General features: G+C 67.0%; 26 protein-coding genes. 17 read left to right on the top strand and 9 right to left on the bottom strand.

Going from position 1 to position 25,408, the window contains the following annotated elements:
- Positions 1 to 247: 247 nt before the first annotated feature.
- The 6 genes from glnT to ACTZWT_RS12890 all read right to left on the bottom strand — a co-directional run bounded on the left by glnT (position 248) and on the right by ACTZWT_RS12890 (position 6,332).
- Positions 248 to 1,546: a type III glutamate--ammonia ligase gene (gene glnT, locus ACTZWT_RS12915; RefSeq protein ID WP_444770085.1), complete on the bottom strand. Its 1,299-nt coding sequence runs from the start codon at positions 1,544 to 1,546 to the stop codon at positions 248 to 250.
- A 32-nt stretch (positions 1,547 to 1,578) separates the two neighbouring features.
- The gene (locus ACTZWT_RS12910) at positions 1,579 to 2,904 is read right to left on the bottom strand and encodes an FMN-binding glutamate synthase family protein (RefSeq protein ID WP_444770084.1); all 1,326 of its coding nucleotides are present in this window, start codon (positions 2,902 to 2,904) and stop codon (positions 1,579 to 1,581) included.
- Between the two features lie 11 nt (positions 2,905 to 2,915).
- A complete protein-coding gene (locus ACTZWT_RS12905; RefSeq protein WP_444770083.1) occupies positions 2,916 to 3,602 on the bottom strand; it encodes a GltB/FmdC/FwdC-like GXGXG domain-containing protein in 687 nt (228 codons plus the stop codon).
- Positions 3,602 to 4,498 (bottom strand): class II glutamine amidotransferase, encoded by an 897-nt coding sequence (locus tag ACTZWT_RS12900; RefSeq protein ID WP_444770082.1) that lies wholly within the window; start codon positions 4,496 to 4,498, stop codon positions 3,602 to 3,604. The genes ACTZWT_RS12905 and ACTZWT_RS12900 overlap by 1 nt, the downstream gene beginning before the upstream one ends.
- Positions 4,499 to 4,630: 132 nt before the next feature.
- Positions 4,631 to 5,290: a helix-turn-helix domain-containing protein gene (locus tag ACTZWT_RS12895; protein WP_444770081.1), complete on the bottom strand. Its 660-nt coding sequence runs from the start codon at positions 5,288 to 5,290 to the stop codon at positions 4,631 to 4,633.
- A gap of 73 nt (positions 5,291 to 5,363) precedes the next feature.
- Positions 5,364 to 6,332 (bottom strand): GlxA family transcriptional regulator, encoded by a 969-nt coding sequence (locus ACTZWT_RS12890; protein WP_444770080.1) that lies wholly within the window; start codon positions 6,330 to 6,332, stop codon positions 5,364 to 5,366.
- Between the two features lie 83 nt (positions 6,333 to 6,415).
- Between ACTZWT_RS12890 and ACTZWT_RS12885 the strand changes: the two genes are divergently transcribed.
- The 5 genes from ACTZWT_RS12885 to purU all read left to right on the top strand — a co-directional run bounded on the left by ACTZWT_RS12885 (position 6,416) and on the right by purU (position 12,412).
- Positions 6,416 to 7,666 (top strand): sarcosine oxidase subunit beta family protein, encoded by a 1,251-nt coding sequence (locus tag ACTZWT_RS12885; protein ID WP_444770079.1) that lies wholly within the window; start codon positions 6,416 to 6,418, stop codon positions 7,664 to 7,666.
- Positions 7,667 to 7,673: 7 nt separating this feature from the next.
- Entirely contained in the window at positions 7,674 to 7,949 is a 276-nt protein-coding gene (locus ACTZWT_RS12880; RefSeq protein ID WP_444770078.1) for a sarcosine oxidase subunit delta, read from the top strand.
- Positions 7,946 to 10,909 (top strand): sarcosine oxidase subunit alpha family protein, encoded by a 2,964-nt coding sequence (locus ACTZWT_RS12875; RefSeq protein WP_444770077.1) that lies wholly within the window; start codon positions 7,946 to 7,948, stop codon positions 10,907 to 10,909. The genes ACTZWT_RS12880 and ACTZWT_RS12875 overlap by 4 nt, the downstream gene beginning before the upstream one ends.
- Complete coding sequence (locus ACTZWT_RS12870) at positions 10,902 to 11,483, top strand: sarcosine oxidase subunit gamma (protein WP_444770076.1); 582 nt, start codon at positions 10,902 to 10,904, stop codon at positions 11,481 to 11,483. Before ACTZWT_RS12875 ends, ACTZWT_RS12870 begins: the two co-directional genes overlap by 8 nt.
- Before the next feature lie 65 nt (positions 11,484 to 11,548).
- A complete protein-coding gene (gene purU / locus ACTZWT_RS12865) occupies positions 11,549 to 12,412 on the top strand; it encodes a formyltetrahydrofolate deformylase (protein ID WP_444770075.1) in 864 nt (287 codons plus the stop codon).
- A 191-nt stretch (positions 12,413 to 12,603) separates the two neighbouring features.
- On the opposite strand, the gene ACTZWT_RS12860 is transcribed toward purU, so the two are convergent.
- Positions 12,604 to 13,875 carry an acyl-CoA dehydrogenase family protein gene (locus ACTZWT_RS12860; RefSeq protein WP_444770074.1) on the bottom strand — a complete coding sequence of 424 codons (1,272 nt, stop codon included), beginning with the start codon at positions 13,873 to 13,875 and terminating at the stop codon, positions 12,604 to 12,606.
- A 331-nt stretch (positions 13,876 to 14,206) separates the two neighbouring features.
- On the opposite strand from ACTZWT_RS12860, the gene ACTZWT_RS12855 reads away from it, so the two are divergent.
- The 5 genes from ACTZWT_RS12855 to ACTZWT_RS12835 all read left to right on the top strand — a co-directional run bounded on the left by ACTZWT_RS12855 (position 14,207) and on the right by ACTZWT_RS12835 (position 18,685).
- The gene (locus tag ACTZWT_RS12855) at positions 14,207 to 15,223 is read left to right on the top strand and encodes a zinc-binding dehydrogenase (RefSeq protein ID WP_444770073.1); all 1,017 of its coding nucleotides are present in this window, start codon (positions 14,207 to 14,209) and stop codon (positions 15,221 to 15,223) included.
- Positions 15,220 to 15,630 (top strand): PaaI family thioesterase, encoded by a 411-nt coding sequence (locus tag ACTZWT_RS12850; protein WP_444770072.1) that lies wholly within the window; start codon positions 15,220 to 15,222, stop codon positions 15,628 to 15,630. Before ACTZWT_RS12855 ends, ACTZWT_RS12850 begins: the two co-directional genes overlap by 4 nt.
- A 33-nt stretch (positions 15,631 to 15,663) precedes the next feature.
- The gene (locus tag ACTZWT_RS12845; protein WP_444770071.1) at positions 15,664 to 16,425 is read left to right on the top strand and encodes an SDR family NAD(P)-dependent oxidoreductase; all 762 of its coding nucleotides are present in this window, start codon (positions 15,664 to 15,666) and stop codon (positions 16,423 to 16,425) included.
- Positions 16,426 to 16,612: 187 nt separating this feature from the next.
- A complete protein-coding gene (locus ACTZWT_RS12840) occupies positions 16,613 to 17,875 on the top strand; it encodes an ABC transporter substrate-binding protein (RefSeq protein WP_444770070.1) in 1,263 nt (420 codons plus the stop codon).
- A 468-nt stretch (positions 17,876 to 18,343) separates the two neighbouring features.
- Positions 18,344 to 18,685 (top strand): hypothetical protein, encoded by a 342-nt coding sequence (locus tag ACTZWT_RS12835; protein ID WP_444770069.1) that lies wholly within the window; start codon positions 18,344 to 18,346, stop codon positions 18,683 to 18,685.
- An 11-nt stretch (positions 18,686 to 18,696) separates the two neighbouring features.
- Here the strand turns inward: ACTZWT_RS12835 and cobD are convergent, their stop codons facing one another.
- Positions 18,697 to 19,740: a threonine-phosphate decarboxylase CobD gene (gene cobD, locus ACTZWT_RS12830; RefSeq protein WP_444770068.1), complete on the bottom strand. Its 1,044-nt coding sequence runs from the start codon at positions 19,738 to 19,740 to the stop codon at positions 18,697 to 18,699.
- A complete protein-coding gene (locus ACTZWT_RS12825; RefSeq protein ID WP_444770067.1) occupies positions 19,737 to 19,877 on the bottom strand; it encodes a hypothetical protein in 141 nt (46 codons plus the stop codon). The genes cobD and ACTZWT_RS12825 overlap by 4 nt, the downstream gene beginning before the upstream one ends.
- Positions 19,878 to 20,067: 190 nt before the next feature.
- Here ACTZWT_RS12825 and ACTZWT_RS12820 point away from each other — a divergent pair, with 190 nt between their 5' ends.
- The 7 genes from ACTZWT_RS12820 (at position 20,068) to ACTZWT_RS12790 (ending at position 25,391) form a co-directional block, all read left to right on the top strand.
- On the top strand, positions 20,068 to 20,301 hold the full coding sequence (locus tag ACTZWT_RS12820; RefSeq protein WP_444770066.1) for a hypothetical protein: 234 nt from the start codon (positions 20,068 to 20,070) through the stop codon (positions 20,299 to 20,301).
- 98 nt (positions 20,302 to 20,399) lie between these two features.
- Positions 20,400 to 21,074 carry a Crp/Fnr family transcriptional regulator gene (locus tag ACTZWT_RS12815; RefSeq protein ID WP_444770065.1) on the top strand — a complete coding sequence of 225 codons (675 nt, stop codon included), beginning with the start codon at positions 20,400 to 20,402 and terminating at the stop codon, positions 21,072 to 21,074.
- A gap of 93 nt (positions 21,075 to 21,167) precedes the next feature.
- Complete coding sequence (locus ACTZWT_RS12810; RefSeq protein ID WP_444770064.1) at positions 21,168 to 21,359, top strand: YgaP family membrane protein; 192 nt, start codon at positions 21,168 to 21,170, stop codon at positions 21,357 to 21,359.
- Positions 21,360 to 21,435: 76 nt separating this feature from the next.
- Complete coding sequence (locus ACTZWT_RS12805) at positions 21,436 to 21,816, top strand: carboxymuconolactone decarboxylase family protein (RefSeq protein ID WP_444770063.1); 381 nt, start codon at positions 21,436 to 21,438, stop codon at positions 21,814 to 21,816.
- 83 nt (positions 21,817 to 21,899) lie between these two features.
- Positions 21,900 to 22,979, top strand: a complete 1,080-nt coding sequence (ribB, locus tag ACTZWT_RS12800) for a 3,4-dihydroxy-2-butanone-4-phosphate synthase (RefSeq protein ID WP_444770062.1) — start codon at positions 21,900 to 21,902, stop codon at positions 22,977 to 22,979.
- Between the two features lie 57 nt (positions 22,980 to 23,036).
- Complete coding sequence (locus ACTZWT_RS12795; protein ID WP_444770061.1) at positions 23,037 to 24,251, top strand: acyl-CoA dehydrogenase; 1,215 nt, start codon at positions 23,037 to 23,039, stop codon at positions 24,249 to 24,251.
- 207 nt (positions 24,252 to 24,458) lie between these two features.
- Positions 24,459 to 25,391 (top strand): MBL fold metallo-hydrolase, encoded by a 933-nt coding sequence (locus ACTZWT_RS12790; protein WP_444770060.1) that lies wholly within the window; start codon positions 24,459 to 24,461, stop codon positions 25,389 to 25,391.
- Positions 25,392 to 25,408 lie beyond the last annotated feature (17 nt).

Raw genomic sequence — 25,408 nt, 5'->3', positions numbered from 1 at the left:
GAATGCCGAGCGACCAGAATTGCTGTGAGCAGAGGCCTCAACTTGCCACAGCGTCATCCTGAGGCGCACGCCGGGCCGCGCTTTGGCGCGGCGCGGCGGGCCTCGAAGGATGAGCCGCAGGCACTCGTCTCTCATCCTTCGAGGCTCGCTGCGCTCGCACCTCAGGATGACGTCCGAATTACGTGGATGGCCGGGACGAGCCCGGCCATGACGAGACATGAGGTGATATCAACCGCGCAGGACGCCTTCAGCAGTCCAGCGTCATGTCGCGTTCCCAGTCGGTCAAATGCCGGGAGAACTCGTTCCATTCGTGGTGCTTGAGCTTGAGATAGGCCGGGACGTATTCGCCCAGGCTGTCCTTCAGCAGTTCGGAGGCCTCCAGCGCGCGCAGCGCGTCGAGCAGGTTCAGCGGCAGCCGCTTGGCATTTTCGACCAGATGGCCGTCCTGATACATGTTGATGTCGAGCCGCTTGCCGGGGTCGCGCTGGCATTCGATGCCGTCGAGGCCGGCGGCGAGGATCGCGGCCTGCATCGCATAGGGGTTGGCGGCGCCGTCGGCGAGCCGGAGTTCGAACCGGCCGGGCTCGGGAATCCGGATCATGTGGGTGCGGTTGTTGCCCGAATAGGTCACCGAGGAGGGCGACCAGGTCGCGCCCGAGGTGGTGCGCGGCGCGTTGATGCGCTTGTAGGAATTGATCGTGGGGTTGAGGATCGAGGCGAGCGCGTCGGCGGAGTGGATGATGCCGCCGATGAAATTGTAGCCGAGCGGGGAGACGCCGAGTTCGCCGCCCTCGTCCTCGAACGCGTTGGCGCCGTCCTTCCACAGCGAGACGTGGACGTGGCAGCCGTTGCCGGTGAGGTTCGAGAACGGCTTCGGCATGAAGGTCGCCCGCATCTCGTGCTTCTCGGCGATCGACTTCACCATGTATTTGAAGAAGGCGTGGCGGTCGGCGGTGACCAGCGCGTCGTCGTAGTCCCAGTTCATCTCGAACTGGCCGTTGGCGTCCTCGTGGTCGGTCTGGTAGGGCCGCCAGCCCAGTTGCAGCATGCCGTCGCTGATTTCCCGGACCACGTCGAAGCGCCGCATCAGCGCTGCCTGGTCGTAGCAGGGCTTGGTCTGGCGGTCGGCTCCGTCCTTGATGTCGTAGCCGTCCGGGGCGATCAGGAAGAACTCGCATTCGACGCCGCTCTTGAGCTGCAGGCCTTTCTCGGCGGCCCTGGCCTTGAGCCGCTTCAGCATGTTGCGCGGCGCCTGCTCGACCGGCTTGCCGTTCATCCACAGATCGGCGGCGAGCCAGCCGACTTCCGGTTTCCACGGCAGTTGCATCAGGCTGTCGGGATCGGGGATCGCGAACAGATCGGGGTCCGCCGGGGTCATGTCGAGCCAGGTCGCGAAACCGGCGAAGCCGGCGCCGTTCTTGGCCATCGTGGCGATCGCTTGCGCCGGCACCAGCTTGGAGCGCTGGGTGCCGAGCAGGTCCGTAAAGGAGATCAGGAAGTACTTGATGTTCTTCTCTTTGGCGGCCGCTACGAGGTCGACGGTCATGGAGTCCTCTTGATGACTGGGTTGAGGCTTCGTCAGTAACGCTGTCCGGGAATCCAGTCGGTGCCGACCAGTGGCACGCGGGCGATCGCGGCCGCCTCGACGGTGAGGGCGACCAGATCTTCCGGCTCGAGATTGTGGATGTGGCTCTTGCCGCAGGCCCGCGCGATGGTCTGGGTTTCGAGCGTCAGCACCGAGAGATAGTTGGCCAGCCGGCGGCCGGCGAGCATCGGGTCGAGCCGGCGCGCCAGCTCGGGGTCCTGGGTGGTGATGCCGGCCGGGTCGCGGCCCTCGTGCCAGTCGTCATAGGCGCCCGCATGGGTGCCGAGCGCCTCGTAGTCCTTCTCCAGGCTCGGGCTGTTGTCGCCGAGCGCGATCAGCGCCGCGGTGCCGATCGCCACCGCGTCGGCGCCGAGCGCCAGCGCTTTCGCGATGTCGGCGCCGTTGCGGATGCCGCCGGAGACGATCAGTTGCACCTTGCGGTGCATGCCGAGCTCCTGCAGCGCCTCGACCGCGGGCCGGATCGCCGCCAGCGTCGGAATGCCGACGTGCTCGATGAACACTTCCTGGGTCGCGGCGGTGCCGCCCTGCATGCCGTCGATGACGATGACGTCGGCGCCGGACTTCACCGCCAGCGCCGTGTCGTAATACGGCCGGGAGGCGCCGATCTTCACATAGATCGGCTTTTCCCAATCGGTGATCTCGCGCAGTTCCTCGATCTTGATCTCGAGATCGTCCGGCCCGGTCCAGTCCGGATGCCGCGACGCCGAGCGCTGGTCGATGCCGGCCGGCAGCGTCCGCATCTTGCCGACGCGCTCGGAGATCTTCTGGCCGAGCAACATGCCGCCGCCGCCGGGCTTGGCGCCCTGGCCGATCACGATCTCGATCGCGTCGGCGCGGCGCAGATCGTCCGGATTCATGCCGTAGCGCGACGGCAGATACTGATAGATCAGCGTCTGCGAGTGGCCGCGCTCCTCCTCGGTCATGCCGCCGTCGCCGGTCGTCGTGCTGGTGCCGGCCAGCGTGGCGCCGCGGCCCAGCGCTTCCTTGGCGGCGCCGGACAGCGAGCCGAAGCTCATGCCGGCGATGGTGACGGGGATCTTCAGTTCGATCGGCTTCTTGGCGAAGCGGCTGCCCAGCACGACATTGGTGCCGCATTTCTCGCGATAGCCTTCGAGCGGATAGCGCGACATCGAGGCGCCGAGAAACAGCAGGTCGTCGAAATGCGGCAGCCGCCGCTTCGAGCCGCCGCCGCGGATGTCGTAGATGCCGGTCGCCGCGGCGCGCTGGATTTCGGAGATCGTGTAGGGATCGAACGTCGCCGAGACCCGCGGGGTGGTGCGTGGAGAATTTGCAGACATGGTCTTACCCGTCAGTAGGAGGCGGCGTTGTCGACGTGGAAGTGGTAGAGCTCGCGCGCCGAGCCATACATCCGGAAGTCGTCGACCTTGGCGTCGTCGAGGCCGGCGCGGCCGAGCAGGCCGGCCAGCCGCTCGCGGTCGGCGTCCGTCATCGGTTTCTCGATGCAGTCGGCGCCGAGGCTCTTGACCTCGCCGCGCACGAAGATCGTCGCCTCGTAGATCGAATCGCCGAGCGCTTCACCGGCATTGCCGAGCACCACGAGGTTGCCGGCCTGCGCCATGAAGGCGCTCATCGAGCCGATCGAGCCCTTCACCAGAATGTCGATGCCCTTCATCGAAATGCCGCAGCGCGCCGAGGCGTCGCCGTCGATGATCAGCAATCCGCCGCAGCCGGTGGCGCCGGCCGACTGGCTGGCGTCGCCCATCACATGCACGGTGCCGGACATCATGTTCTCGGCGACGCCGGTGCCGGCATTGCCGTGAATCCGCACGCTGGCGAATTTGTTCATGCCGGCGCAGTAGTAGCCGACGTGGCCCTTGATATCGATTTCGACCGGCACGTTGATGCCGACGCCGATGGCGTGCTTGCCTTGCGGATTGTCGATCTCCCACGCGGTCTCGTTGGTGTCGGGCGTGAGCCGGTGGAGGGCTTGGTTCAGCTCGCGGACGGAGCTGACGGCGAGGTCACAGACAGGCATTACGAACGTTCCCAGGCATAGACGGTGGCGGGTTCGGGCTCGAACACCCGCGCCTTTTCGATCGCGGGCAGCACCGACAAAGCGCGAAATTCCGAGCCGAAGGCGACGTAGTCGTCGGACTCGGCCATGATCGCCGGCTTGCAGGCGATCGGATCGCGCAGCACGGCGAAGCCGTTGCGGGTGCCGACCACGAAGGTGAAGAAGCCGTCGAGATCCGAGAGGCTGGAGGTGAGCGACTGCTTGAGGCTGTCACCCTTGCTCATCCGCCAGGTCAGATAGCCGGCGGCCACTTCCGAGTCGTTCTGCGTCGAGAACGTCATGCCCTCGCGTACCAGCGTGCGGCGGATGCTGTTGTGGTTCGACAGCGAGCCGTTGTGCACCAGGCACTGGTCCTCGCCGGTCGAGAACGGATGCGCGCCGTTGATCGTCACCGCCGACTCGGTGGCCATCCTTGTGTGGCCGATGCCGTGGCTGCCGGCCATCCCGGCCAGCGCGAATTCGCTGACGACGTGTTCGGGCAGGCCGACGTCCTTGTAGATCTCCATCAGGGTGCCGACGCTGACGAGCTGAATCTGCCCCGCGCGCGCCTTGACCCATTGCAACGCCGCCGCTTCGGCGTCGCGCGGCAGCGACGCCACGATGTGATTGGCGCGGATGCTGAGATCGACCGGCACGCCGAGCGCCGCCGAGAACTCGTTCGCCAGCGCGGCGGCCGCGCCGGCATCCTCGGCGCGCAGGGTCAGCTTGACGTGATCATTGTTACCGGCGCCGTAGACGGCGACGCCGGCGCTGTCCGGGCCGCGCGCCGTCATCGTCACCAGCATCTTCGACAGCATGTCGCCGAGCGCCGGCTCCAGCGCCTTGTTCTTCAGGAATAGTCCGACGATTCCGCACATCCGATTGCTCCTTGCTGGAGCGACCATAGGCGGGAACCGTCTGGCGGGTCAACTGGGAAGAACGGAAGTTTCCTGATGAGAAACTAGACCGACGGCCCGAATTTGCGGCAGAGGGCACTGTGGCATCGTCCCTCAGCTCCGCGGATAGACGATGATCGACAGATACGTCATCGGCAGCTTCACCAGCGTTTCCGGCCCGTGCAGCGCGCCGGAATCGAACAGCATCGAATCGCCGGGCCGCAGCCGGTAGGAATTGTCGCCGTGGCGGTAGATCACTTCGCCGGTCAGCATATAGATGAACTCCATGCCGGCGTGCTGGAACGCGGTGTGGGTGCTGGCGCCTTCCTGCAGCGAGATCAGATAGGGCTCGACCACCACCTCGCCGCCGATCACATGGCCGAGCAACTGATACAGATGGCCGGCCTTGGAGCCGCGCCGCTCGATCGCGACGCCCTGCTTGGCGCGCACGAAGGAGCAATCCCGCCGCTGTTCGGAGGCCGCGAACAGCAGGCTGAGCGGCACGTTGAGCGCGCCCGCGATCGACTGCAGCGTCGACAGCGACGGCGAAATCTGGCCGTTCTCGATCTTCGACAGCATTCCGGCGGAGATCTTCGAGGCGCTGGAGAGGTCCGACACAGAGAGATCCCGCTCGCGCCGGATCATCCGGATCTTGGCGCCCAAAGCACGTTCGAGGCTTCGCTCGGTGTCCTGCGGCGCGTTCGAGCCGGTGCGATATTCGGGCGCGCCACGGGTCGGCTCTGCGGATGGCTTGTCTGGTTTCGGCGTCTTCATCTGCTTCCGGCCTTTGATGGTGTCATGCCTTCCGTCGTTAAAACGCATATTCCGGAGCCCAGCACCACCCTCGTCAGAGCCGGCGGTCGGCCGACGGCGTGCGCGCGAAGCGCTGTTTGTAGACGCGCGAGAAATGTGTGAGGCTGACGAAGCCGCAATCCGCGCCGATCTGCGTCACCGGCAACGAGGTCTGGCGCAGCAGAATCCGCGCGCGCTGCAGCCGGATCAACAGATAGCGCCGTTCGATCGTCGTCTTGAGATGCGTCGCGAACAGCCGTTCGAGCTGCCGCAGCGAGACGCCGGCGGCGCGGGCGATCTCGGTTCGGCTCGCCGGCTCGCGCAGCCGGCGCTCCATCAGCTCGATGGCGGCTGCCACGCCGGGATGGCCGAGCCGGGCGCGCTCGCGCGCCGCCGGCCGCTGGCTGGAATCGCCGAGCCGGACATTGGTCTGCAGAAACCAGTCGCTGACCTTGGCGGCAAGCTCCGGGCCGTGGTCGCGGCGGATCAGCGCCTGCATCATGTCGAGGCCTGCGACGCCGCCGCCGCAGGTCAGACGCTCGCGGTCGATCTCGAACAAATTGCGCGTCAGGTCGAGATGCGGAAACGCCTCGGCGAAGGCCGGCGCGTGCTCCCAATGGATGGTGCAGCGATAGCCGTCGAGCACCTTGGCGCGGGCGAGAATATAAGGACCGCCGGAGATGCCGCCGATCGCCACGCCGCGCCGCGCCAGCGCGCGCAGCCAGGTCATCGTGCTGCGATCGGAGAATTTGGTCGGATTGCCGCCGGCGCAGACCAGCACGATGTCGAAATCCTGCGCGCCGTCGATCGAACAGTCCGGCTTGATCGACAGTCCGCTGGAGGCGGCGGTCGGGCGGCCATCAATCGAGACGTGAAACCATTCATACAGCGTGCGCCCGGCGATCGTGTTGGCGGCGCGCAGCGGCTCCACCGCCGAGGCGAACGACATCAGCGCGAAGCCGTCGATCAGCAGGAAGCCGACCCGCGAGGGGCGAACGTCGGGCGGCGGTAACGTCTTTGGCAATGGCGCTCCTGGGCAAGAGGATGGCGTTTTCAGTCTATAGCGGGTTTCGCCGATGCGCGACAGTGAGAGCCGAAGGATCAAGCATGCGCTATTCGCTGTTCTCGCTTCTCGGCAACACACTCGGCGGCCACAAAGCCTGGCAGCCGACCTGGCGTGACGCCGCGCCGAAGCCTTCTTATGACGTGGTGATCGTCGGCGGCGGCGGTCATGGGCTCGCGACGGCGTATTATCTCGCCAGCCGCTACGGCGTGCGCAACGTCGCGGTGCTGGAAAAGGGCTGGATCGGCGGCGGCAATATGGGCCGCAACACCACCATCATCCGCTCCAACTATCTGTTGCCCGGCAACATCCCGCTCTACGAGCTGTCGATGAAGCTGTGGGAAGGGCTGGAGCAGGACTTCAACTACAACGCCATGGTCAGCCAGCGCGGCGTGCTGAACCTGTATCATTCCGACGCCCAGCGCGACGCCTATGCGCGGCGCGGCAATGCGATGCGGCTGCACGGCGTCGACGCCGAACTGCTCGACCGCGACGGCGTGCGTAAACTCTATCCGTTCCTGAATTTCGACGACGCCCGGTTTCCGATCCAGGGCGGCCTGCTGCAGGCCCGCGGCGGCACCGCGCGGCACGACGCGGTCGCCTGGGGCTTCGCCCGTGGCGCCAGCGATCGCGGCGTCGACATCGTGCAGAATTGCGAAGTCACCGGCATCACCATCGTGGGCGGCCGCGTCACCGGGGTCGAGACCACGCGTGGGCCGATCGCGGCCGGCAAGGTCGGCATCGCGGTCGCGGGCTCCAGTTCGAAGGTCGCGGCGATGGCCGGGATGCGGCTGCCGATCGAATCCTTCGTGCTGCAGGCGATGGTCTCCGAAGGGCTGAAGCCGATCATCCCCGGCGTGATTACTTTCGGCGCCGGGCATTTCTACATCAGCCAGTCCGACAAAGGTGGCCTCGTGTTCGGCGGCGATCTCGACGGCTACAACTCCTACGCGCAGCGCGGCAATCTGCCGACCGTGGAAGACATCTGCGAGGGCGGCATGGCGCTGATGCCGGCGATCGGCCGCGCCCGCATCCTGCGCACATGGGCCGGCCTCGTCGACATGTCGATGGACGGCTCGCCGATCATCGATCGCACGCCGACGCAGAATCTCTATCTCAATGCCGGCTGGAACTATGGCGGCTTCAAAGCGACGCCGGGCTCGGGCCTCGTGTTCGCGCATCTGCTCGCCCGCGACGAGCCGCATCCGGCGGCGACCGAGCTGCGGCTGGATCGATTCCAGCGCGGCGCGGTGATCGACGAAAAGGGCCAGGGCGCCCAACCGAACCTGCATTGAGGGCGCGATGAGAATTTCCTGCCCGTATTGCGGTTCGCGCGACGTCTCTGAATTCAGCTATCTCGGCGACGCAGCACCGCAACGGCCCGATCCGGCCGGCGAGCCCGCCGCCGTGGAAGCCGCGTTCTTCGACTATGTGTATCTGCGCGACAACCCCGCCGGGCCGCATCGCGGGCTCTGGTATCACGGCGCCGGCTGCCGCAGCTGGCTGGTGGTGATGCGCAATCCGTCGACGCATGAGATCCTGGATGTCGCGCTCGCGGCGAAGGAGCCGGCGGCATGAGCGCGCCTTCACGCATCCAAGGCGGTCTGATCGATCGCAGCCAGCCGCTGCGGTTTTCCTTCGACGGCAAACCGATGACCGGCTTTGCCGGCGACACGCTGGCCTCGGCGCTCGTCGCCAACGGCACGCGTCTCGTCGGCCGCTCGTTCAAGTATCACCGGCCGCGCGGCATCTTCTCTGCAGGCCCCGAAGAGTCGAATGCGCTGGTGGAATTGCGCTCGGGCGCGCGGCGGGAGCCGAACACCAAGGCGACCACCGTCGAGCTCTATGACGGGCTCGAAGCCCACAGCCAGAACCGCTGGCCGTCGCTCGCCTTCGATTGGCGCGCGGTGCATCAGTTCGCGTCGCCGCTGATCGTCGCGGGCTTCTACTACAAGACCTTCATGTGGCCGGCCTCGTTCTGGGAGAAACTGTACGAGCCGCTGATCCGCCGCTCCGCCGGCCTCGGCCGCCTCAGCGGCGAGCCCGATCCGGATACATATGAGAAGGCCACCGCGTTCTGCGACCTGCTGATCGTCGGCGGCGGCCCCGCCGGTCTGGCCGCAGCGCTGGCGGCGGGACGTGCAGGCGCGCGCGTCATCCTGGTCGAGGAGGATTTTCGTCTCGGCGGCCGGCTGTTGTCGGAGATCTGCGAGATCGACGGCTTGCCCGGCGCTTCGTGGGCGCAGATGGCGGAAGCCGAACTCGCCTCGCTCCGCAACGTCCGTATCCTGCGCCGGTCCAGCGTGTTCGGAATCTATGACGACGAGGTCGGCGTGATCGAGCGCGTCGCCGATCATCTGCCGGTGCCGCCGGCGTTCACGCCGCGGCAGCGGCTGTGGAAGATCGTCGCGCGGGAGTCGCTGCTGGCGACCGGCGCGATCGAGCGGCCGATCGTGTTCGGCGGCAACGACCGCCCAGGTGTGATGCTCGCGTCAGCTGTGCGCAGCTACGTCAACCGCTTCGCCGCAGCGCCGGGACAGCGCGCGGTGGTGTTCACGACCAGCGACGACGGCTGGCGCAGCGCGGCTGATCTGGCCCGCGCCGGCGTCGAAGTTGCGGCCGTGGTCGATCCGCGCCGCGAGGTCGCCGCCTCCGTCCGCGCGCTCGCCGGCAACGCGTCGGTGCATCTCGGCGCGTCGGTCACCGACGCGATCGGCGGGCAGGCGCTGCGGGCGGTCGAATTCGTCGGCGCGGATGGCAAGCGGCGCAAGCTCGCCGCCGATCTGCTCGCGGTGTCGGGCGGCTGGAATCCGAATATCGCGCTCGCCACCCATCTCGGCGGCAAGGGCGAATGGAATCCGGAGACGTCGGCGTTTCTCGCCACCGGCGCGCCGAAGGCGATGACCATCGCGGGTGCCGCGGCCGGGCGTTTCACGCTGGCGCAGGCGTTGGAGGACGGCGCGCGCTGGGGCCTAGAGGCCGCCTCGCGTTGCGGCCATGCCGGCGCCGCGCAGCCAAATTATCGCGCCCGCGACGAAGCCTTCGCCGTGACGCCGCTGTGGCAGGTCGCAGGCGTCCGCGGCAAGGCGTTCGTCGATCTGCAGAACGACGTCACCGCGGATGATATCGAAATCTCGGCGCGCGAGGGCTTCCGCTCGGTCGAACACCTCAAGCGCTACACCACGCTCGGCATGGCGACCGATCAGGGCAAGACCTCGAACGTCAACGGCCTCGCGATCATGGCGGCGCTCACCGAACGCGGCATCGCCGCCGCCGGCACTACGCGCGCCCGGCCGCCGCAGGTGCCGGTGGCGATCGGCGCGTTCGGCGGGCTCAGCACCGGCAAGCATTTCAAGCCGACGCGTCTCACCGCGACCCATGACTGGTCCGCCCGGCAGGGCGCGAGTTTCGTCGAGACCGGGCAGTGGCTGCGCGCGCAATGGTTCGCGACGCCCGGTGAAACTGAATGGCTGCAAAGCGTGTCGCGCGAAGTCAGCGCCGTGCGAAGCCGCGTCGGCATCTGCGACGTCTCCACGCTCGGCAAGATCGCGCTGTGCGGCGCCGATGTCGGTGCGTTCCTCGATCGGGTCTATATCAACACCTTCTCCACGCTCGCGGTCGGCAAGGTGCGCTACGGCTTGATGCTGCGCGAAGACGGCTTCGTCATGGACGACGGCACCACCGCGCGGCTGGCCGAGGATCACTACGTGATGTCGACCACCACCGCGAATGCGGTGAAGGTGATGCAGCATCTCGAATTCTGCCATCAGGTGCTGTGGCCCGAGCTGGATGTGCAGATGGTCTCGGTCACCGAGCAATGGGCGCAGGTTGCGGTCGCCGGCCCGCAGGCGCGCGCGCTGCTGCAGAAGCTGTTCGGGCCGGGCGTCGATCTGTCGGACACGGCGTTCCCCTATATGGCGTGCGGCGAATTCCGCCTCGGCGAGGTGCGGGTGCGGCTGTTCCGGATCTCGTTCTCCGGCGAGCGCGCCTACGAGATCGCGGTCCCCGCCGGCTATGGCGACGCGCTGATGCGCGCGCTGATGGCGGCCGGCGAGGGGCTCGGCGTCGTGCCCTACGGCACCGAGGCGCTCGGCGTGATGCGGATCGAGAAGGGCCATGCCGCCGGCAACGAACTCAACGGCCAGACGGTGGCGCGCGATCTCGGCATGGGCCGGATGATGTCGACCAAGAAGGACTTCATCGGCCGGGTGATGGCGGGCCGTCCCGCGCTGATCGATCCGGCGCGGCCGACGCTGGTCGGGCTGCGGCCGGTCGACCGCAACGACCGCCTGCGCAACGGCGCGCATCTGTTCGCGCCGGGCGTAACGCCCGCGCCCGAGACCGATCAGGGCTTCGTCACCTCGTCGGCGTTCAGCCCGTCGCTCGGCCACTGGATCGCGCTGGCGCTGCTGTCGCGCGGGCCGGAGCGGATCGGCGAACGGATTCGCGTGTTCGATCCGATCCGCTCGCATGATTTCGAAGCCGAGATCGTGTCGCCGGTGTTTGTCGATCCGGAAGGAGTGCGGTTGCGTGGCTGAGCTGATGTATCAGAGCCCCTGGCGGGCGCTCGCGCCGCGCGGCAGCGGCGACGGCGTGGTCGCCACGCCGGTCGAACGCCGCGGCATCGCCACGGTGATGGCCCGCAAGGGCCAGTTCGCTGAATTGAGCGCGTGCGTGCATCGCGCATACGGCGTCGCGCTGTGCGATCGGCCGAAGCGCGTCAGCGCCGCCAGCGTGACGTTTCTCGGAATCGGTCCGGGCAAGTGGCTGGCGGTCTCGCAACGCCCGGACCCCGGCTTCGTCGCCGTGCTTGCGGCGCGGCTCGACGGACTGGCATCCGTGGTCGAGCAATCCGATGGCCTCGCGCTGCTACAGCTTTCCGGACCGGCGCTGCCTGCGCTGCTTGAAAAAGGCTTTCAGATCGATTGCGCGGCCTTCGCCGCCGACGATTGCGCGGTGACCAGCGTGCATCACATCGGCGCGACGATCTGGGCCACCGGCGACGGCGGCTTCGCGATCGCGGTGGCGCGCAGCCTGGTCGGCGGATTTCTGCACTGGCTCGACACCTCCGCGGCCGCCGGCGGCCTCGCGGTCGTGCCCGATCGAGGTTGAAGCCTCTCGTTCTGTTCTGAATTCGACGCGGATTCCCCGCGCGCTTCCGCATGGAGTATCTTCCGATGCCTCACACCAATGTCGTGCTGTCGCTGTCCTGCCGCGACCAGCCGGGAATCGTCGCAGCCGTCGCCAAGGCGCTGTTCGACGCCGGCTGCAACGTCGTCGAGGCGCATCAGTTCAACGATGCCGAGACGCATCTGTTCTTCATGCGGATGCGGTTCGCGATCCTGAAGCCGGACGCCAGCATCGCCGCGGTGAAGGCCGCATTCGAGCCGGTCGCGAACGAGTTCGGCATCACCTGGACGATGCGCAGCCTGAGCGAGAAGCAGCGCGTGATGATCCTGGTGTCGAAATTCGATCACTGCCTCGCCGATCTGCTGTATCGCTGGCGTAGCGGCGAAATCGCGATGGACATCGCAGGCATCATCGCCAACCATCCGCGCGAGACCTACGCGCATCTCGATCTCGACGACATCCCGTTCCACTATCTGCCGGTCACCAAGCCGACCAAGATGGAGCAGGAGGCGCAGGTCTGGGAGCTGATCCGCGCCGCCAACACCGATCTCGTCGTGCTGGCGCGCTACATGCAGGTGCTGTCGGACGGGCTGTGCGCCAAGCTCGCCGGCCGCTGCATCAACATCCACCATTCGTTCCTGCCGGGCTTCAAGGGCGCGCGGCCGTATCACCAGGCGTTCGCCCGCGGCGTCAAGCTGATCGGCGCCACCGCGCATTACGTCACGCCCGATCTCGACGAGGGCCCGATCATCGAGCAGGACGTCGAGCGTATCAGCCATCACAATTGCGTCGAGGACCTGGTGCGCAAGGGCCGCGAGATCGAACGCCGCGTGCTCGCCCGCGCCATCACCTGGCACATCGACGGAAAGGTGATCGTCAACGGAACGAAAACGGTGGTGTTCAAGGATTGAGGAAACTCTGAGTCGTCATCCTGAGGTGCGCGCCCTTGCGCGCCTCGAAGGATGCGGCGACGAGTAGCGGCATCCGTGCCTGCGGCTCATCCTTCGAGGCCCGTCGAACCGCGCGATGCGCGGCCCGACGGGCGCCTCAGGATGACGGTGTACGCGTTGAGAGCCCGCGCCGATCAGCGAGAGCGTTCGCCTTACAGCGTCAGCTCGTGCCGCCCGACCACCATCCAGTGCACTTCGTCCGGACCGTCGGCGAAGCGGAGGTGGCGGACGTCGGTGTACATCTCGGCCAGCGGCGTCCATTGCGAGATGCCGGTGGCGCCGTGCATCTGGATCGCCTGGTCGATGATCTTGCAGGCGCGCTCCGGCACCATGGCCTTGACCATGCTGACCCAGACGCGGGCTTCCTTGTTGCCGAGCACGTCCATCGCCTTGGCGGCCTTCAGCACCATCAGCCGCATCGCCTCGATCTCGCAACGGGCCTGCGCGATGATCTGCATGTTGCCGCCGAGATGCGCGATCTTCTTGCCGAAGGCTTCGCGGGTGAGACCGCGCGCGACCATCATGTCGAGCGCCTTCTCGGCCTTGCCGATGGTGCGCATGCAATGATGGATGCGGCCGGGGCCGAGCCGGAGCTGCGAAATCTCGAAGCCGCGGCCCTCGCCAAGCAGGATGTTCTCCTTCGGCACCCGCACATTGTTGAAGCGCATATGCATGTGGCCGCGCGGCGCGTGGTCGTGGCCGAACACGTGCATCGGGCCGATCACCTCGACGCCGGGGGTGTCGACCGGCACCAGGATCTGCGACTGCTGCTTGCTGGGCGCCGCGGTCGGGTCGGTCTTGACCATCACGATCATGATCTTGCAGCGCGGGTCGCCGAGGCCGGAGATGTAGTACTTCTCGCCGTTGATCACCCACTCGTCGCCGTCGAGCTTGGCGGAGGTCGAGACGTTCTTGGCGTCGGAGGAGGCGACGTTCGGCTCGGTCATCACATAGGCCGAGCGGATCTCGCCATTGAGCAGCGGCTTCAGCCACTTCTCCTTCTGGGCCGGCGTGCCGACGCGTTCCAGCACTTCCATGTTGCCGGTGTCGGGCGCCGAGCAGTTCATCACCTCGGAGGCGAGCGGCGCCTTGCCGAGTTCGGCGGCGATATAGGCGTAGTCGAGATTCTTCAGGCCTTCACCGGTGTCGGCGTCGGGCAGGAAGAAGTTCCAGAGGCCGACTTCCTTCGCCTTGGTCTTGGCCTTGCCGAGAATTTCGAGCTGCTTGTCGGTGAACGACCAGCGGTTCGGGTTGCCTTCGCCGGCCGCCTCGAATTCGTGCGACATCGGCTCGACGGTTTCGGCAATGAACTTCTTGACGTGGTCGTACAGCGGCCGGACCTTCTCCGACATCCGCAGGTCGTTCAGTTCGTCTTCGGGTGCGAGCGTGTAGGGGGTCTGGCGGGGCACATAGGCCAATTCCATCGTTATTCCTCCCGATGTGATCATCGCGTTTCCCCATCCTGAGTGGATGGTTGCGATCCTTTATAGACACGAACGCGCGGCGATGTGAATGATGGATCGAATTGATATCTGATACCTTCCGAAGCGCCTTGACGGAATCCGATTCCGGTTCGGCGTCACCGGCCTGCGGGAACGAAATCCGCTGATCGTTCGCCGATGCTGGATCTGGCGCAGATTCGATGACCGGGTCTGCGGCGCCACAACGCCGACATTCCGTCAGGCGGTATCACGAGCGACGGCGACGATCGATGATGAAGACGATCGGCCTGAGCCCGAAGGAGAAGATGCAACTATGCGCGCAATGGTCCTGCGGGAACACGGGGGGCTCGACAAGCTCTCATACGATCCGAATTTTCCCGATCCCGACGTCGGACCCGGCGACGTCCTGCTGCGCGTGCGCGCCACCTCGCTCAACTATCACGACATTTTCACCCGCCGCGGCATGCCGGGCATCAAGATCCCGCTGCCGGTGATCATGGGGCTCGATGTCGCAGGCGAGATCGTCGAAGTCGGCGCGGGCATCGAGGCCTGGCAGCCCGGCGACCGCGTGCTGGTCGATCCGCTCAACCGCGTCGAAGGCGGGCTGATGGGCGAGACTATGAACGGCGGCCTTGCGGAACTGTGCAAGGCGCGCGCGCACCAGCTCGTGCGCATCCCCGATAATGTCGGCTTCGAACAGGCGGCTGCATTGCCGGTCGCCTACGGCACCGCGCACCGGATGATGACCACCAACGGCCAGGTCAAGGCCGGCGAGAAGGTGCTGATTCTCGGCGCCTCCGGCGGCGTCGGCGTGTGCTGCGTGCAGCTCGCCAAGATCGCCGGCGCTTACGTGATCGCCTGCGCCGGTTCGGAAGAAAAAGGCGAGCGCCTGAAACAGCTCGGCGCCGACGAAGTCATCCTCTACACCAAGGAGGACTTCATGCAGGTGGTGCGCCAGCGTCACGGACGCCCGGCGCGGGTCGGCGGCTCGTCGGAAAACGGCGGCGTCGACGTCGTGGTGAATTTCACCGGCGGCGACACCTGGGTGAAGTCGCTGCGCACGCTCAAGCTCGGCGGCCGCATCCTGACCTGCGGCGCCACCGCGGGCTATGATCCGGCCGAGGATCTGCGCGTGATCTGGACGTTCGAATTGCAGGTCCGCGGCTCCAACGGATGGCAGCGCGACGACATCGACAAGCTGTTCGCGTTGCTGTCGTCGGGCAAACTCACCGCGAAAGTCGACAAGGCGTTTCCGCTCGAACAGGCCGCGGACGCGCTGGCGATGCTGGAGGACCGCACCGTGTTCGGCAAGGTCGTGGTGACGCCATGACCGAGCCGCTCGCGTCCGCGCAGATCGAGGCGATGCTGCAGGCATCGCCGTTCATTTCGTTTCTCGGTCTCACGGTAACGTCGCTCGATGCGGCCAAGCAGGAGATCGTGATGCGGTCGCCGATGCGGCCGGAATTCGAGCGCGAGCCCGGCACCGGGCAATGGCACGGCGGCCCGATCGCCTCGATCATCGACACCGTCGGCGACTACGCGCTGGTGGTGTTCGTCGGCCGCGGCCTGCCGACGATCAATTTCCGCGTCGATTACTTCCGGCCGGCGATCGGCACCGCGCTGATCTCGACCGGCCGGGTGCGCCGGCTCGGCCGCACCGTCGGCGTCGCCGATGTCGACGTCCACGACGAGAAGGGCGCGCTGATCGCGATCGGGCGCGCCACCTATGCGATCTGAACCGATGAGATTCACGCCGGAGCCGCCATCACGATGAATCCACTCTCCGACAGGATCGCTCTCGTCACCGGCGCCAGCCGCGGCATCGGCCGGGCGATCGCTATTCGCCTGGCGCAGGACGGCGCCGTCGTCGGCATCCACTATCGCGCCGGGCGCGACGAGGCAGCCGAGGTGCTCGCGCAGATTCGCAGCGACGGCGGCGACGGCTTCCTCGTCGCGGCCGATCTCGCAGATCCCGCGGGCGCTACGCAGCTCGCCGAAGCGCTGATCGCCGAATTGCGCGCGCGACGCGATCCGCCGCTGCTCGACATCCTCGTCAACAACGCCGGCATCGACGACCGCAAGACCATCGAGCAGGTCACCGAAGCCGAGTTCGACCGGATGCTGCAGGTCAATTTCAAATCTCCGTTCTTCCTGATCCAGAAGCTGTTGCCGGTGCTGGCCGATGGCGGCCGCATCATCAACATCTCGTCGATGGCGGCGCGGCTGTCGTTTCCGACCATGCCGGTCTACGCGCCGACCAAGGCGGCGCTGTCGACGCTGAGCCGCATCCTCGCGGCGCATCTCGGCCCGCGCGGCATCACCGTGAACGCAGTGCTGCCCGGCGCCACCGCGACCGACCTCAACCCTGCCGCGTCCGATCCGCAGCGCAACGCCGCGATCCGCGACAGCGTCGCACTCGGCCGCATCGCCGGGCCGCAGGACATCGCGCCGATCGTCGCCTTCCTCGCCTCGAAGGACGGCGGCTGGATCACCGGCGAGACCATCGAAGCCAGCGGCGGTCAGCGGCTATGAGAGTCCCGCCCGGCCGGGTGTTCTGCGATTCGCGGCCGGCGGCGCGCTTCGCGATGAAGACGATCAAATACTCCCCCACGCTTTCGCTCGACGACGCGATGGCGTGAGTCCAAAGACGACGCAAGAGAGACGCAAGAGAGGTGAACAGTTGAACCACGGCAATGATCGGCGAATTGGAGAGAACATGATGGCTATCTATCGAACGACTGCGACCAGGCGACTGGCGACGCTCGCTCTCTGCGCGGGGATCGCTGCCACGGGTTTCGGCGTTGCAGGTCTGGGCATCGGCGCCGCGACCGCGCAGCAGGCGGATTCGTCGCCTGTCCGGATCGGCGTGCTCACCGACATGTCGGGCCTGTTCGCGGATATCTCCGGTCCGGGCGCGGTCACGGCGGTGAAGATGGCGGTCGACGATTTCGGCGGCAAGGTGCTCGGCCGTCCGATCGAGGTGTTGTCCGCCGATCACCAGAACAAGGCCGACGTCGGCGTGTCGCTGGCGCGCGAATGGATCGACGAGAAGAACGTGGCGATGCTCGCCGATCTGATGAATTCCTCGGTCGCGCTCGGCGTGATGGAGCTGACCAAGACCAAGGACCGCATCGCCATCGTCAACGGCGCCTCGACCTCGGTGATCACCAACGAGAAGTGTACGCCCAACAGCATCCACTACACCTGGGACACCTATGCGCTGGCGCGCGGCACCGCCAACGCGGTGGTCAAGCGTGGCAAGAAGAAATGGGCGATCCTGCAGGCCGATTTCGCCTACGGCCACCAGCTCGCCAATGACAGCCGCCGCTTTGTCGAGGCGGCCGGCGGCAGCGTGGTGTCGGACATCAAGCATCCGATCAACACCAGCGACTTCTCGTCGTTCCTGCTGCAGGCGCAGAGCTCCGGCGCGGACGTGATCGCGCTCGCCAATGGCGGCGCCGACACCATCAATGCGATCAAGTCGGCGGCCGAATTCGGCATCGGCCGCGACGGCAAGCAGCAGGTTGTCGGGCTGGCCATCAACCTCAACGACACCCGCGCGCTCGGCCTCGCCAACGCGCAGGGCCTGCTGCTGACCGAGGCGTGGTACTGGGACCTCAACGACGAGACCCGCGCCTTCGCCAAGCGGTTCCAGGAGAAGTTCGGCAAGATGCCGACCTCGACCCAGGCCGGCGACTACTCCTCGACCATGCACTATCTGAAGGCCGTGGCCGCCGCCGGCACGCTCGACGCGCAGACGGTGATGGCCAAGATGCGCGAGATGCCGATCGACGATTTCTTCGCCAAGGGCGGCAAGATCCGGATCGACGGCCGCATGGTGCACGACATGTATCTCGCCGAAGTGAAGAAGCCGGCGGAGTCCAAGGGCCCGTGGGACTTCTACAACATCCTCGAAACCATCCCCGGCGACCAGGCGTTCCGCCCGCTGTCGGAAAGCGCCTGTCCGCTGGTGAAGAAGTAATCGGCGGTCTTTGCCCGTTGCGTGCGTCCGCGCGGTCCGAGGTCTCGGGACGCGCACGCACCTCTCGACACGTCATGGCCGGGCTCGTCCCGGCCATCCACGTCTTGCCACGTCGCGAGCTCGAAGGCGTGGATGCCCGGGACGAGCCCGGGCATGACGGATGTTGTGTTGGGCGACGGCTTGATGCGCCACCCCGGCCGGCGCGATGATCGCGACCTATCGCGGCCGCCACCTGGGCAATCTTCGAAGGCGGTAATAAGGCACGCGCTGGCGCGGCGATCACGCGCCGGGCGCCAGGGTAACGTCCTGCAGATATTCATCTTTTGACCTCCGGACGATTCCGGAGGTATCCCGCTCTGCGTTGACAAATATTGCGCTGCGGTGGAGTGATGCGCTGCAGATCGGATTGCAAGGCGGTTGCGACTTCCGCGCCCCGCGGTCCGGCACAAGACAGCACGGGAGAGAGATGTGAAAGCCCTGGTCCGAGCGTTCTACTTCGTGCCGGTGATCGGCTGGTTGACCAAGGACGCCGTCCACGGCACGCCGGAGGCGAAGTACTTTTTCGCGGCCAACATGGCGGTGCTGCTGATCGGCGCGATCTATCTCGTCGGTTATCCGCTGGTGATCACGCTGGCGCTGCTCGGCTCGGCCGCCGGGCTTTCGGGGCTGGTGCTGCTGACCGCGCCCGATGCGTTCGACCTGCGCTCCTCACAGGCCGTCGCCAAGGCTCCGGCGCCGCCGGTCCGCAAGGCGCCGCAGGCCGGCAAGGCGCCGATGGCAGGCAAGGCGCCGCAGGCCCGCGCGGCGTAAGCCCGGCGCGCTCAGCCGCGTCCCGGAGGCTCCGCGCAGATCCGCGCCAGCCGCTGCCAGGCGGGCTCGTTTGCCGGCAGGCCGAAGCGATAGACGCGCGGGTTGTGCGCGAAGGCACGGATGAGGATCCCCGTGCGCGCGAAGCGATCGACCAGATCGCAATCATTCCTGCATAGATAAAGCCCGAACAGATCGGTGCCGCCGCACGCTGCGAGTTCGGCAGCGCCCAGCGTCGCATCGAGCCGGCGGCGATCCTGCGCCAGCCTGCCGCGCGTCGCGTCGATCCACGCGGCGTCGCGCAATGCAGCCGTCGCGATCGTGCAGGCCGGTCCGGACGCCGCCCAGTCGCCGAGCAGATCGCGCCATCGCTGCGCCTCGTCGGCATTCACCGCGACGAAGCCCAGCCGCAGCCCGGCGAGGCCGAAGAATTTTCCCAGCGAGCGCAGCACCACCACGCCGCGCGGCAAGGCTGCGCCGCGCAGCAGCGACGCCTCGGGCACCAGATCGCCGAACGCCTCGTCGACCACGAGGCGCTTGCCGGCCGCGCTCCAGCGCTCCGCAAACGCCGCGAGCGTATCCTGCGCGATCAGGTGGCCGTCCGGATTGTTCGGGTTGACCAGCACCACGGCCTCGAGCGGCGCATCGGGATCGGGCAGGGCGGTCAGCTCCTGCACCTCGGCGCCCGCCGCGCGCCAGGCGGCGGCGTGCGAGCCATAGGTCGGGCCGATAATGCCGACGCGGGCGATCGGGCCGGACGCGGCCAGCACGCGCGGCGCCAGCCGGATCGCGATCTCGCTGCCCGGCGCAGGCAGCATCGCGGCGCCGCCCGGCAGCCCATAGCAATCCGCCGCGGCCGCGCACAGATCGTCGATTTCGCTCGTCAGCGGCAGCCGCGCAAAGCACGACGGCGCGAGCGTCGGGATCGGATAAGCGACCGGATTGATGCCGGTCGACAGATCAATCCAGGGCCGCGGTGCATCGGGATAACACCGTGCCGCGACGTCGATCCGGCCGCCGTGAATGCGGAGCGCCGTCGCCGCGGACCCTGCGGTCACGGCGTCACCAGCCAGTAGCCGCCGACTACCAGAATCAGCGCCAGCGCGATGATCACCCCCAGCACCGCAGCAACGATCTCCGGCAGAGTGTGATCGTCGAGCCAGCGTTGCAGCTTCCGTTCCAGTCCCAAACCCATCGATCGCTCACTTGTTCTGCGGCCAGCCGGCCGAGGATGCTGCGGCCGCCGCTGATCTAGCACTTTGCCGGCCGGCGCGCGCCGGTTCGCGTGCGGCGAAAGGTTCCGACCTTCGCCTGCGGCAACGCGGCTCACTTCCCCCGGAACCAGCCGCCGCGTCCGGATTTGACCTGTGAACAGGAGGTTTGCAATGTCGATCCGTTTTCAAATCGCGGCGCTGGTTTACATGATGATCAATGCGGTCGTGTTCGGCGTCGGCCTCGTGACCGTCATGACGTTCCCGTCGCTCGCGCGCCACGCGTTCGACCTGATCCCCGCGGTGGTCGTCGCCAGTTTCGTCCTCGCCGCGCCGCTGGCCTGGCTGATCGCGCCGCGGCTGCGCGCGCGCTTTGGGCGACGGGAGCGGATCGCGGCCGGCCGCTGAGCCGCGGCGGTTCGCCGCCTCCGCTCGTTGACGAGGATCAAACGCCCGCAGAATGCTATACTGCATACAGTAACAGGGTGCGGTGAACGGCGGTCCTGATGAGCTTGCCAGATCTCGGCTGGTTGCAGCGTTTTCCGGTTCTTGCCGGAATGCCTGACGCCGAGCGCGCGCCGCTGACCGGCGGTGCGATGGCGATGAACCTTCCCGCCGGCGCGACGGTGTTCGCGCCCGATCAGCCCTGCAACATGTTCATCCTCGTCACCGGCGGCACCGTTCGGGTGTTTCAACTCGACGCCGAGGGCAACGAGATCGTGCTGTACCGGCTCGGCCCCGGCAGCATCTGCATTCTGACCACGCTGGCGCTGCTCGCCTCCGACAGCTACAGCGCCTTCGCCGTCACCGAGACGCCGGTCGACGCGGTCGGCCTGCCGGCCGCCACCTTCAATGATCTGATGGGGCGATCGGCGGAATTCCGCGGCTTCGTGTTCCATGCCCAGGCGGCGCGGATGGCCGACCTGATGGCGGTGATCCAGAACGTCGCCTTCGCGTCGATCGACTCGCGCCTTGCGGCGCGGCTGTTGGCGCTCGCCGACGATAGCCGCGCGCTGTCGATCACGCATCAGCAACTCGCCGCCGAGATCGGCACCGCGCGCGAAGTCGTCAGCCGTCATCTCAAGACCTTCGAGCGCCGCGGCTGGGTCAGCCTCGGCCGCGGTCGGGTCGAACTGCGCAACGCTGCGCCGCTGCGCGCCGCCGCCCAGGCCGGCCGCTGAACGATCGTACGCCGGCGGTGACTTCGTCACAGACCGTGTGCCCCGCGCCCCTTACACGTCCAGTGTCACTCAACCAAGCGAGGGGAATGCAAGATGACCGTCAACATGGGAATGATCGACCGCCTGCTGCGCGCCATCGTCGGCGCCGGCCTGATCTATTGGGCGCTGACCACCGGCCCGATCTGGGCGTGGATCGGCGTGGTGCCGCTCCTGACCGCTGCGATCGGCTTCTGCCCGGCCTACACGCTGTTCGGCATCCGCACCTGCCCCGCCAAGCAGCCCTGACCGACCGCGTTTTGTCGAAGCTCCCGGAATCGGCTACGGCCCGATCCCGGGAGTTGTTCTCTTTTCAGGTGAGACCATGCACAAGAACTGGATCGATTTGACCGGCGAATTGTCGACGGCGTTGCGCGAAGTGCGCGGCGGCGCGCCGGACGTGATGAAAGGCTTCTCGGCGATCGCGCAGGCGGCGCTGAAGGCCAATGCGCTCGACACCAAGACCAAGGAACTGATCGCGCTGGCGATCTCGGTGGCGACCCGCTGCGACGGCTGCATCGGCTTTCACGCCGAGGCCGCGGTGAGGCAGGGCGCTACCCGCGAGGAGATCATGGAGACGATGGGCATGGCGATCTACATGGGCGCCGGCCCCAGCGTGATGTACGCCGCGCAGGCCGTCGAGGCCTACGATCAGTTCGTGCAGAAGAAGGCGGCTGCGGAAACCGCCAATTCCGCTGTGCGGTAGCGGCACCCGGCTCCGCAGCGGCGCGGGTTGCGTCGCCGCGCGCGCTGCGTCATATGGTCTGCCTCGACTTCAGAGAGTGGACCATGGCGCACCCGATCCAGGACGTTCTGCAAGCCTTCGCTGCCGGCGAAATCGTCGTCGTCACCGACGACGACGATCGCGAGGGCGAGGGCGATCTCGTGGTCGCCGCCTCGCTGTGCACCGCCGAGAAGATGGCGTTCATCATCCGCCACACCTCCGGCATCGTCTGCGCGCCGATCACCATGGACGACGCGCGGCGGTTGCGGCTCGACCCGATGGTCGCGCACAACGACAGCAATCACACCACCGCCTTTACCGTCTCGATCGACTACAAGCCCGACAACGGCACCGGCATCTCCGCGGACGAGCGCGCCTCGTGCTGCCGCGCGCTGGCCAATCCCAATGCCGGCGCCAACGACTTCGCGCGCCCGGGGCACATCTTCCCGCTGATCGCGCGCGACGGCGGCGTGCTGCTGCGCTCCGGCCACACCGAGGCCGCGGTCGATCTTTGTCGTCTGGCGGGCCTGCCGCCGGTCGGCGTCATCAGCGAACTGATGAACGACGACGGCACCGTCACCAAGGGCGCCCAGGTCGTCGAATTCGCGAAGAAGCACAACCTCAAGCTGGTCACGATCGCCGATCTGATCGCGCATCGCCAGGCGCGCGAGAAGCTGATCGAGCGCGTCGCGACGTTCCCGCTGGAAAGCCCGATCGGGCCGATGCAGGGCTACGCCTATCGCTCGCCGTTCGACGAGATCGCCCACGTCGCCTGCGTCTACAACGGCATCGGCGACGGCAAGAACGTGCTGACGAGGTTCCACAAGCCGAACATCGTCAAGGAGATCTTCACCGGCGCGCGCCGGATGGAGGCGGTGCTCGAGCACTTCAGGAAGAACGGTTCCGGCGTGCTGATCTATCTGCGCGACGGCGCCGCCGGCGTTCCCGTCGCGCCGATCGACGCGCCGAAATCGGCGGAAGCCGATCGCCACCGGCAATGGCGCGAGATCGGCGTCGGTGCGCAGATCCTGCGCGACCTCGGCGTCTCGTCGATCCGGCACCTCACCTCGTCGCAGATGGACTACAAGGGTCTGTCGGGTTTCGGCATCGAGATCGTCGGCAACGAGCACCTTGAAGGCACCTGACCAACGTTTTACCTTCCTGCTGTCGCGCCATGCGGCGGCGTCCTGAAAGGATGATCGATGAGCGTTCGCGCCCAAACCAAGGACAAGCCGGCTCCCGCGAGTTTCAAGTGGGACGACCCGCTGCTCCTGGAAGATCAGCTCACCGAAGACGAGCGGATGATCCGCGACACCGCCCGCGCCTATGCGCAGGACAAGCTGCTGCCGCGCGTCAGCCAGGCCTATCTCGAAGAGAAGACCGATCGCGAGATCTTCAACGAGATGGGTTCGCTCGGCCTGATCGGCATCACTCTGCCCGAGGACTACGGCTGCGCCAATGCCAGCTACGTCGCCTATGGCCTCGTGGCGCGCGAGATCGAGCGCGTCGATAGCGGTTACCGCTCGATGAACTCGGTGCAGTCGTCGCTGGTGATGTATCCGATCTACGCCTATGGCGACGAGACCCAGCGCAAGAAATATCTGCCCAAGCTCGCTTCCGGCGAATGGGTCGGCTGCTTCGGCCTGACCGAGCCCGACGCCGGCTCCGATCCCGGCGGCATGAAGACCCGCGCCGAGAAGGTCGCCGACGGCTATCGCCTCACCGGCACCAAGATGTGGATCTCCAACGCGCCGATCGCCGACGTGTTCGTGGTCTGGGCGAAGTCCGCCGCGCACGACAACCAGATCCGCGGCTTCATCCTCGAGAAGGGCATGAAGGGCCTGTCGGCGCCGAAGATCGGCGGCAAGCTCTCGTTGCGCGCCTCGATCACCGGCGAGATCGTGATGGACGGCGTCGTGGTGCCCGAAGACGCGCTGCTGCCCAACGTCTCCGGCCTCAAGGGTCCGTTCGGCTGCCTCAACCGCGCCCGCTACGGCATCTCCTGGGGCGTGCTCGGCGCCGCCGAGGATTGCTTCCAGCGCGCCCGGCAGTACACGCTCGACCGCAAGCAGTTCAACCGGCCGCTCGCCGCCACCCAGCTGGTGCAGAAGAAGCTCGCCGACATGGAGACCGAGATCGCGCTCGGCCTGCAGGCGTCGTTGCGGGTCGGCCGGCTGATGGACGAGGGCCGGGTCGCGCCGGAGATGATCTCGATCGTCAAGCGCAACAATTGCGGCAAGGCGCTCGACATCGCCCGCGTCGCCCGCGACATGCACGGCGGCAACGGCATCCAGATCGAGTACCACGTGATGCGCCACTCGCAGAACCTCGAGACCGTCAACACCTACGAGGGCACCCACGACGTCCACGCCCTGATCATCGGCCGCGCCATCACCGGGCTGCAGGCGTTTTCGTAAGCTTGATGCAGCGTCATCCTGAGGCGCCGCCGCGCAGCGGCGGCCTCGAAGGATGAGCCGCATGCAGTCGTGTCCGCATCCTTCGAGGCTCGCCCTTGCGGGCGAGCACCTCAGGATGACGGCTCATGGAACGCGGCGCGTCCGCGCCTCGATCCCACAACGAACAAGAAGAGCTCACGACTAACGACAACACCCCGGGGAAACGCCATGAGCGACGCCAGCGCTACCTCCGACGACGTCCCGTTCAATCGCGACTTCCCGCTGAAAGCGGGCGTGGTCGAGGAAATCCGTCCCGGGCTGCGCCGCGTGCTCTGCGACAACCCGTCGCCGTTCACCTTCACCGGGACGGTCAGCTACATCATCGGCACCGGCAAGGTCGCGATCGTCGATCCCGGCCCGGACAGCGAGGCCCATGCGCAGGCGCTGGTCGACGCGGTGAAGGGCGAGACCGTCACCCACATTCTCGTCACCCACACGCATAAAGATCATTCGCCCGGCACGCCGCGGCTGAAGGCCCTGACCGGCGCGACGGTCTATGCCGAAGGCCCGCACCGCGCCTCGCGGCCGTATTTCGAGAGCGAGACGGTCTCGACGGAATCCGGCGCCGACCGCGCCTTCAGGCCCGACGTCACGATCCGCGACGGCGACGTGATCGAGGGCGACGGCTGGGCGGTGGAGGCGGTGGCGACGCCCGGCCACACCGCCAACCACATGGCGTTCGCCTGGAAGGATCGCGACGCGATCCTGGTCGGCGATCACATCATGGGCTGGTCGACCTCGATCGTGGCGCCGCCGGACGGCTCGATGGTCGACTACATGGAGTCGCTCGACCGCCTGATGGCGCGCCCCGAGCAGTTGTATCTGTCCGGCCATGGCGCCGAGATTCTCGAAGGCCCGCGCTATTCGCGCTTCCTCAAGCGCCACCGCCAGGCCCGCGAAGCCTCGATCCTGCATCGCCTCGCCAAGGGCGAGACCGATATCCCCACCATGGTCCGCGCCATCTATATCGGCATCGACCCGCGCCTGATCGGCGCCGCCGGCTATTCGGTGCTGGCGCATCTCGAAGACCTGGTGCTGCGCGGCATCGTTGTGACCGACGGCGATCCTCTGATCGGCGGACGCTATAGGCTGGCGAAGTAACGGCACGGCCTCGTAGG

The sequence above is a fragment of the Rhodopseudomonas sp. NSM genome, assembly GCF_052445935.1.
Classification (GTDB): domain Bacteria; phylum Pseudomonadota; class Alphaproteobacteria; order Rhizobiales; family Xanthobacteraceae; genus Rhodopseudomonas.
Note: the sequence above shows the minus strand (reverse complement) of the source record. Positions and strands in the feature narration are given on the sequence as shown.

What these genes read in the sequence shown, in the direction of transcription:
- glnT (WP_444770085.1), bottom strand. Translation starts at nt 1,546, where the DNA reads ATGACCGTCGACCTCGTAGCGGCCGCCAAAGAGAAGAACATCAAGTAC.
- ACTZWT_RS12910 (WP_444770084.1), bottom strand. Translation starts at nt 2,904, where the DNA reads ATGTCTGCAAATTCTCCACGCACCACCCCGCGGGTCTCGGCGACGTTC.
- ACTZWT_RS12905 (WP_444770083.1), bottom strand. Translation starts at nt 3,602, where the DNA reads ATGCCTGTCTGTGACCTCGCCGTCAGCTCCGTCCGCGAGCTGAACCAA.
- ACTZWT_RS12900 (WP_444770082.1), bottom strand. Translation starts at nt 4,498, where the DNA reads ATGTGCGGAATCGTCGGACTATTCCTGAAGAACAAGGCGCTGGAGCCG.
- ACTZWT_RS12895 (WP_444770081.1), bottom strand. Translation starts at nt 5,290, where the DNA reads ATGAAGACGCCGAAACCAGACAAGCCATCCGCAGAGCCGACCCGTGGC.
- ACTZWT_RS12885 (WP_444770079.1), top strand. Translation starts at nt 6,416, where the DNA reads ATGCGCTATTCGCTGTTCTCGCTTCTCGGCAACACACTCGGCGGCCAC.
- ACTZWT_RS12880 (WP_444770078.1), top strand. Translation starts at nt 7,674, where the DNA reads ATGAGAATTTCCTGCCCGTATTGCGGTTCGCGCGACGTCTCTGAATTC.
- ACTZWT_RS12875 (WP_444770077.1), top strand. Translation starts at nt 7,946, where the DNA reads ATGAGCGCGCCTTCACGCATCCAAGGCGGTCTGATCGATCGCAGCCAG.
- purU (WP_444770075.1), top strand. Translation starts at nt 11,549, where the DNA reads ATGCCTCACACCAATGTCGTGCTGTCGCTGTCCTGCCGCGACCAGCCG.
- ACTZWT_RS12860 (WP_444770074.1), bottom strand. Translation starts at nt 13,875, where the DNA reads ATGGAATTGGCCTATGTGCCCCGCCAGACCCCCTACACGCTCGCACCC.
- ACTZWT_RS12855 (WP_444770073.1), top strand. Translation starts at nt 14,207, where the DNA reads ATGCGCGCAATGGTCCTGCGGGAACACGGGGGGCTCGACAAGCTCTCA.
- ACTZWT_RS12850 (WP_444770072.1), top strand. Translation starts at nt 15,220, where the DNA reads ATGACCGAGCCGCTCGCGTCCGCGCAGATCGAGGCGATGCTGCAGGCA.
- ACTZWT_RS12845 (WP_444770071.1), top strand. Translation starts at nt 15,664, where the DNA reads ATGAATCCACTCTCCGACAGGATCGCTCTCGTCACCGGCGCCAGCCGC.
- ACTZWT_RS12840 (WP_444770070.1), top strand. Translation starts at nt 16,613, where the DNA reads ATGGCTATCTATCGAACGACTGCGACCAGGCGACTGGCGACGCTCGCT.
- ACTZWT_RS12825 (WP_444770067.1), bottom strand. Translation starts at nt 19,877, where the DNA reads ATGGGTTTGGGACTGGAACGGAAGCTGCAACGCTGGCTCGACGATCAC.
- ACTZWT_RS12820 (WP_444770066.1), top strand. Translation starts at nt 20,068, where the DNA reads ATGTCGATCCGTTTTCAAATCGCGGCGCTGGTTTACATGATGATCAAT.
- ACTZWT_RS12815 (WP_444770065.1), top strand. Translation starts at nt 20,400, where the DNA reads ATGAGCTTGCCAGATCTCGGCTGGTTGCAGCGTTTTCCGGTTCTTGCC.
- ACTZWT_RS12810 (WP_444770064.1), top strand. Translation starts at nt 21,168, where the DNA reads ATGACCGTCAACATGGGAATGATCGACCGCCTGCTGCGCGCCATCGTC.
- ACTZWT_RS12805 (WP_444770063.1), top strand. Translation starts at nt 21,436, where the DNA reads ATGCACAAGAACTGGATCGATTTGACCGGCGAATTGTCGACGGCGTTG.
- ribB (WP_444770062.1), top strand. Translation starts at nt 21,900, where the DNA reads ATGGCGCACCCGATCCAGGACGTTCTGCAAGCCTTCGCTGCCGGCGAA.
- ACTZWT_RS12795 (WP_444770061.1), top strand. Translation starts at nt 23,037, where the DNA reads ATGAGCGTTCGCGCCCAAACCAAGGACAAGCCGGCTCCCGCGAGTTTC.
- ACTZWT_RS12790 (WP_444770060.1), top strand. Translation starts at nt 24,459, where the DNA reads ATGAGCGACGCCAGCGCTACCTCCGACGACGTCCCGTTCAATCGCGAC.